This is a genomic window from Robbsia andropogonis, assembly GCF_000970345.1.
GTDB classification, from domain to species: Bacteria; Pseudomonadota; Gammaproteobacteria; order Burkholderiales; family Burkholderiaceae; genus Robbsia; species Robbsia andropogonis.
The window spans coordinates 1-4,107 of record NZ_LAQU01000090.1; the positions used below are offsets into that span (position 1 = coordinate 1).

Consider the following 4,107-nt stretch of genomic DNA (forward strand, 5'->3'; position numbering starts at 1 on the left):
TTGTACGGACTCGATCGCGCCGATGCATTGTTTTTCATTGACCAGGCACTCACCTGGCATCCGCATTTTGACTCGCATCCGCGGATCCTGAAGGCGCTCGGTGAGGTTTCGCGCGACTATTTCTATGCGGCCGCGGCAGGTGAACTGTCACAGCAGGAAATAGATGAGATAAAAAGCGGCGCTTGGTACGTCAATAACAATATTGGTACATTCACTGCATGACCGACCAGACTCCATGTGAAAACTGCCAGAAGAGTGGCCTGCCAATCTTGCCCGTACGCTATGCCGTACTCCCGAAAAATGCCGGCGTGAAGCTGCCAGGCGGTATCACCGGCAACGGCATGACCGATATCGCATTGCAGGACCACGAGTACGGCCTGCGCACGCTGCGCGCAGGATGGTTGTTCCTGTTCTACGAGCAGGGCGCGCGCGGGCGCAACTACTGGCAAGCCTACCGGGTGACACCGGATGGGCGGCTGTGGAAGCAGGACCCACCGCCGCCGCTGCCGCGCGAGCCGCGCACGGATCCGGCCTGCGCGAAGAAGGGCATCGCTGTGCAGATGGACATGATCGCCATCGAGCAGCCGAAAAAATGCGGCAAGGTGTGGCTCGCCTTCTCCGAGCACGCCTGGCACGACGACATCTTCACGCAATATGCGAAAAACGAGAGTCTGCGTCAGCAGCGTATGCAACTGATCGAGCCAGCCCAGTGGATCGAAGCGCAAACGGATTCAAGTGGGCATGCGGTGCTGGCCACGCAGTCGTCGATCGATGATGTGGTCGAATATATGCCGGGATTCGATCCCAAGCTGCTCAATCCGCCCCCGGCAGCGCTCTCAGATGAGACCGGCCAATACAAGCCTGACCTACTCGCCCGCGTGGCGACGCGGTATCCGTTGGCGATCCGTCAGGCCACGCCCGACTCGGCCAGCACGCAACTGGTGAAGCTCATGCATAACGTCGGAGAAACCAGCCCAGGCAAGTCGCACCCGCCGATGTTGCTGGCTCTGTGGGATGGCATTGGCGCGGTGCACGAACTAAATGGCTTCCGCAACGACGCCGGAAGCATGCTTCCGCTCTACGTCAAGGAGCGGGCTGTGCAGGTCGACGCCATGCAGTCGATTGAAGAGGCCGAAATTATCGTACGCAACGGCGCGGTGGCATTCAAGAGCCGGATGCACTCGGCCCTGCAGGCGGGCTGGGAAGCGATGAAGGCGAACCCCTACGCTGGCGACGGGGTGGTGCCGATCACGCCTATCCTCTCGCCCGCCGAGCAGGCGGCATCGGAACAGCGCATCGAAGCGGCCGGCGAGATCAGTCCGGCCGAGGCGCAGCGCATCGGGAACGCAGCCTGGCCGAAGTACCGCGAAAAGCTCAACACCACGAAGCTGGAGCACTTCCAGTCGCGGTTCGAGGCGCTCCAGCACGACATCGAAACGTTGCAGGCCAAGCGCGCCGACGACATCGATGCCTGGCTGAAGGCGCCGGTGCTTCTTGCGACGCTTCACGACTACAGCGAAACCGACATCTGCGACGGCATCGCGTTCGATGGCGTGGTGGCCGAGGCCATCACCGGACTGCCCTCCGAGGAAAAAGGCGAGAAGATAGTCGAAACCCTGGTCAATCAAACGGACCCGACGCAGGCCACGAGCCTCGTCTGGCGTGCCTATGCGTACAACCAACGCGAGCCGAAAGCCGAGATCAAGGAACTGCTCGCGCAAGCGACCACCTACCGCGCCCCGCTAGGCGAGCAGCTCGCAGAGTGGTCGGAGAAAATAGCCAAGGCGTTGGAAAAGCTGAAAACCTTCTCGGAGCTCCGAGAAAAGATTGGGGAGGTGGATGAGCACGCGACGCCAGTCTCCGCGACCGAAGCGGCGCTCAAGAAGTATCACACCGACCGGTTGGTCGTCGCCACTGGCAACGCGCTCTTCAAATGGACCGGCATCGGCAAGACTGGCGATTGCGCCGGCGAGTACCTGATCCGCGCCGTGCTGATGATGCGCGTGGGCATCAGCAAGGACGATACGGTCAAGATCGTGAAGGAAGCGGTGAAGGCGGAGCCAGCACTGCGGGAAGCGTTCGAACAGGGCTATCAAGCGCTTCGGCGGGCCGGCATACCAGCACAACGGGCTTTCACGGAAACGATGCGAGATCTGGCGGCGGATAAGCGCGGGCAGATCATGCGTGCTCAGTGGAACGCCGTGCGACTCACGAAGGAAGGCGAGGAAGCGGCCACTGGCATACGAATCGCCGGCGTGCTGGCGATCATCGAGGTGTTCTGCTTTGCGGCCGCGCTGACCAAGGTAGACAAGAGTGGTCAGGATAAGGCACTACTGGTTGCTAGCGGCCTATCCGCCACGTCGGCGTGCCTCAATGCGTCGACGAAGGCGATGACTGCCATGGCAGAGCAGGCCGGGAATACACTGGCAAATCTCAAGGCGATCACGGGTTACTTTGGTGGCGTATCGGCATTGATCGGTGTTGTGGTCGATGCAGAGAAGGTTGTGAGCAACGCACGCGACGGCAAGGCATCCTTTGTCGCTGCCTATATCATCAAGGGTTTTCTTGGTTTTGCCGCCGCAAGCGCGAATCTTCTGACGGCGATGTCATCCTCCGCGCCGTTGATAGCTCGTATCGCTGGCGGAAAAGTGGCTTGGGTCGGTAAGGCGGGCGTAGGTATTGAAGGTGCGATGGCACGGACAGAAGCACTGGCCGCTGGCAAGGCCGTTGATGTCGCAGTGACAGCAGCCATGAATACCGCCGCAGAGGAAGCCGGTGTTGTATTGGGTGAACGCACTATTTTATTATTGCTCGGCCGTGCCGTGCTATTCCTATCGGGATGGGAGATCGCCATCGTCATCACGGTGATCCAGCTGTTGATCTCTTATATGGAAGACGATGACCTGCAAGCGTGGCTTGAGAAGTGCACGTTCGGCAAATCGCCGAATTCGACCCCCTTGGTCTGCGGGCAAGCAACACGAAGGATTCGAAACGGCATTGAAGGCCATCGGCCTCCAAGCGGAGGGATCAGAGAAATGACTTCGGATATCAATACGAGCACTGTGCAGTTGCTACGCGGTCGCATCAAGAACTTACGCAAGACGCGCTGCCGCAGGGACTTCGTCTTTACGGCGAGTGACCGCACGAGTATGGGCGCAACGGCCATTGCGGCGGGTTTGGCAGGCCTCGGCGGTGTCGCGGCCGGGTTGGGCGCAATGGCGATCGACACTACCGAGGAAGCAGACCTTCTCGAATTCGAACTCGACGGCACGCCGGTCAAAGCCTGGGTGTGGGTGTCGGTCTTCGAAGAGGGCGACGAGGTCGAAGTGGTGGCCGAACATGATAGCGACGGTTGGCTAGGCTACGGCATCCGTCGCATCAGCGATCGTATCGTCGCCCTGCATCCGCATTGCAGCCGAGGACGGTACGCACACTTCCGTGCATCCGTGCGCTGGTGGATAAGGATTTCAGCTGGGATTTTGTTCTTTATTTACGGCCTCGTCGCCGTGATAGCGCTGCTGCAGTCATTGCCATTGCAAAACTGGACGACGCTTGTTATTGGTTGTGCGTTGGGTGGAGCGGGCTCCGTTCTCATATTGGGGCTCGTCGCTTATCGAGTGTCGAGTAAATTCTCCGGCTTCACTCGTCTGGCCGAAGGCATATTCGAGGTGTTCGGATGGAAGAACGTGCGCGACATTGACCTGCCTGCAATCACGAAGAAGACGAAAACACCTGGGGACCCGGGCGCGCTTGGCATACTGTACTTCCGCTACTGAACAGAATGACAAAGCAACCCACGCAGGGTGCCGCGCAATTGTTACGCGGCCGCATCCAGAACCTGCGCAAGATGCGATGCCGCCGGGACTTCGTCTTTACGGCGACTGACCGCACGAACATGGGCGCGACGGCGATCGCAGCCGGGTTGGCCGGCCTCGGCGGCGTCGCGGCCGGGTTGGGCGCAATGGCAATCGACACGACCGAGGAGGCCGATCTTCTAGAGTTCGAACTCGACGGCAGGCCGGTCAAGGCTTGGGTGTGGATATCGGTGTTCAAGGAGGGTGACGAGGTCGAGGTCGTGGCCGAGCCCGATGGCGACGGCTGGCTAGG

2 protein-coding genes and 2 pseudogenes are annotated in these 4,107 nt (G+C 60.2%); all 4 read left to right on the forward strand.

Annotated elements, in window-relative coordinates; genetic code table 11:
- Positions 1–222, forward strand: a pseudogene (locus WM40_RS25750) (DUF4123 domain-containing protein); the annotation flags it as partial.
- Positions 219–2,897 (forward strand): annotated as a pseudogene (locus WM40_RS25755) (T6SS effector BTH_I2691 family protein); the annotation flags it as partial. The pseudogenes WM40_RS25750 and WM40_RS25755, both read left to right, overlap by 4 nt.
- 138 nt (positions 2,898–3,035) lie before the next feature.
- Entirely contained in the window at positions 3,036–3,776 is a 741-nt protein-coding gene (locus WM40_RS25760; protein ID WP_046154451.1) for a putative type VI secretion system effector, read from the forward strand.
- Between the two features lie 5 nt (positions 3,777–3,781).
- Positions 3,782–4,107: putative type VI secretion system effector (locus WM40_RS25765; RefSeq protein WP_046154452.1), on the forward strand; the 326-nt coding region annotated here is incomplete at its 3' end.

Excerpts from the sequence above, each read along its gene's own strand:
- WM40_RS25760 (WP_046154451.1), top strand. The coding sequence starts at position 3,036 with ATGACTTCGGATATCAATACGAGCACTGTGCAGTTGCTACGCGGTCGC.